At 65.4% G+C, this 2,654-nt stretch carries 3 protein-coding genes; all 3 read left to right on the forward strand.

Translation table 11 applies throughout. From position 1 onward, the window contains the following. Positions 1–310 precede the first annotated feature (310 nt). Entirely contained in the window at positions 311–1,483 is a 1,173-nt protein-coding gene (locus VFE81_RS06165; RefSeq protein ID WP_325043744.1) for an acyl-CoA dehydrogenase, read from the forward strand. Between the two features lie 24 nt (positions 1,484–1,507). Continuing rightward, positions 1,508–2,113, forward strand: coding sequence for a class I SAM-dependent methyltransferase (locus VFE81_RS06170; protein WP_325043745.1), 606 nt, complete (start codon positions 1,508–1,510; stop codon positions 2,111–2,113). Further along, positions 2,110–2,654 (forward strand): glycosyltransferase family 2 protein (locus VFE81_RS06175; RefSeq protein WP_325043746.1); only part of this gene is annotated, 545 nt, incomplete at its 3' end. The genes VFE81_RS06170 and VFE81_RS06175, both read left to right, overlap by 4 nt.

Consider the following 2,654-nt stretch of genomic DNA (forward strand, 5'->3'; position numbering starts at 1 on the left):
CGAGCGACCGCGAACAGACGCAGGCGGCCGGTTTTGACGCCCACCTCGTCAAGCCAGTGGAACTCACGTTGTTCGACGCGTTGCTCGAGCAGGCGGAAGCGCGGCGCCAGCAGCACGGTGCCGGCTAACGGTCCCAGGCGAGCTTCCTGCAACGAGAGGCGCTGCACGCCTCTATCCCCACGCTGTACCCCCTGAAATATTGCGTGTCCCAGGCGTTCGATGCCTGAGGCACGCCGCTTGCTGTTTGTCTGCACGCGCTGCGGCTATCGAAAGTCCGCGCGCATAGACCGAACAGTTCCAGGGAGGCGCGATGCTCGATACGCGTGATCGTGCGGCCGGCGTGAGTACGCGGCGGCCGGAAAACGTCAGCAGAATCCACACTTGCGATCCTCATGCGGCACTCGACGCGCAGCAGGCTGGGGGTTCTGCAGGACCGCTTGAAGATTTTCTGCACGACACGCGTTTCGATGCCGGCGACTCAGCCGCGTTGGGCGATGTTCTGCGCGCGCTGGTCGAACAGGGCTATGACCGTTTGCCTTTCACGCCATTGCCCGGTCACGGGCAGACTCTGGCGCGATGGCGTGTTCTCGCCGCCGTTGCGGCGTGCGATCTCGGTCTCGTCAAACTGTTCGAAGGGCATACCGATGCGCTGGCGATTCTTGCCGAGTTGCAGGGCCCCACACCACCCGTTGGCAGTCGTTGGGGGGTATGGGCCGCGGAGCCGCCTGATGTGCGTGTCCGGGCTAGCCGACGCGCGACGCGTCCCAATGATGACCCCGGGCAACTACAACTGAACGGCACTAAAGCCTGGTGTTCGGGCGCGGGCGCAGTCAGTCACGCGCTCGTCACCGCCTGGCTCGACGACGAGCCGGTGCTGGCTGCCGTCGCGATGGATCACGCTTCGATTTCGATCGACCTGTCGAAGTGGCAAGCGGTCGGCATGCAGTCCACCGCTAGCGCTGACGTCACCTTCGATCAGACGCCGGCCACGCTCCTGGGTGGAGCGCATGCATACGTGCGCCGGCCGGGTTTCTGGCATGGCGGTGCCGGCATTGCCGCGTGTTGGTACGGCGCCGCCGCGCAGATCGGCCGGAAATTGCGCGCAGCGTCCACCCAACACGCCGACGCGCATCGCAACGCCCACCTTGGCGCGGTCGATGTCGCTTTAGCAGGCGCCGCCGCGGTGCTGCGCGAAACCGCGGCTCATATCGACGCGAACCCGCGAGCCGACTCGCAGCGAGAAGCCATGCGCGTACGCCTCGTCGTCGAAGACGCGGCAACTGCAGTGATGAGTCACGCAACGCGTTCGCTCGGCGCCGGTCCGCTGTGCCGCGATGCGCGCTTTGCCCGTGCGCTGGCCGACCTGCCGGTGTTCTTGCGGCAAAGCCATGCCGAACGCGATCTTGCCGCACTCGGCGAGTTGACCGTCAAAACAAAGTTCGACTGCAACGCCGCTGCCGGAGGTGCTCCGTGGATGCTCTGACGCACTACATGGAGGATCGCTGACATGTCTTCTACTGCGGCGTACTTCAATGAACTTTACAAAAGCAGCGACGACCCCTGGAAGTTGCGCGAAGGCTGGTACGAGCGCCGCAAGCGTTCGCTCACGCTCGCACTGCTGCCGCGTCCACGCTATCGCAACGCGTTCGAGCCGGGCTGCGCTATTGGCGAACTGACAGCCGAACTGGCGACCCGTTGCGACGCGCTGCTCGCCGCCGATCTTCACGAAACAGCGGTGCGTCTTGCACGCGAACGTGTTGCCGGCATGCCGCAGGTCCGCGTCGAACAACGCACGGTGCCGCACGAATGGCCGACCGAGGCGGGGCCGTTCGATCTGATTGTCATCAGCGAATTTGCCTATTACCTCGATGCAGCCGACCTCGAGACGCTGGCCGCGCGAATCGCTGCATCGCTCACGCCGGACGGTACGCTGCTCGCTTGCCACTGGCGCCGTCCGTTTGCCGAAGCGCTGGAAAGCGCGGACACCGCCCACGCGTTGTTCGATGCGCGCTGTGGCCTTTCGCGTCTCGCGCATCACGACGAAGCCGATCTGCTAATCGACGTATGGTCGCGCGATGCGCGTTCGGTGGCGCAACGCGAGGGGCTCCGATGATCGGCGTGGTCGTTCCGGCACATAACGAAGAGGCGTTGCTGGCGCCTTGTCTTGCCGCGTTGATCGAAGCCTCGCGGCATGCCGATCTGGCCGGCGAAGCGGTGCGGATCGTCGTCGTGCTCGACGCCTGCAGCGATTTTTCCGGGGCGATCGCGCGAGCTTACGGTATTGAGACGTTGACCCTGAAGGCGCGCAATGTCGGTATCGCGCGGGCGACGGGCGCTGACCTCCTGCTGGCGGACGGCGTCCGCTGGCTTGCCTTCACCGATGCCGACAGCCGCGTGTCGCCGGGCTGGCTGGTCGCGCAGTTGTCGCTGGACGCGGACGCGGTGTGCGGCTCGATAGCCGTCGACGAGTGGAGCGCTCATCCGCACAGCGTGCGCGAATATTTTCGCAAGACCTATGTGGACGCCGATGGTCATCGACACGTGCACGGCGCGAATCTCGGCGTCTCGGCCGACGCGTATCGACGGGCCGGCGGCTTTCCACCGCTCACGTGCAGCGAAGACGTGGCGCTCGTCGACCGGTTGATTGCAACTGG

The sequence above is a fragment of the Paraburkholderia sp. genome (assembly GCF_035656215.1).
Classification (GTDB): Bacteria; Pseudomonadota; Gammaproteobacteria; order Burkholderiales; family Burkholderiaceae; genus Paraburkholderia.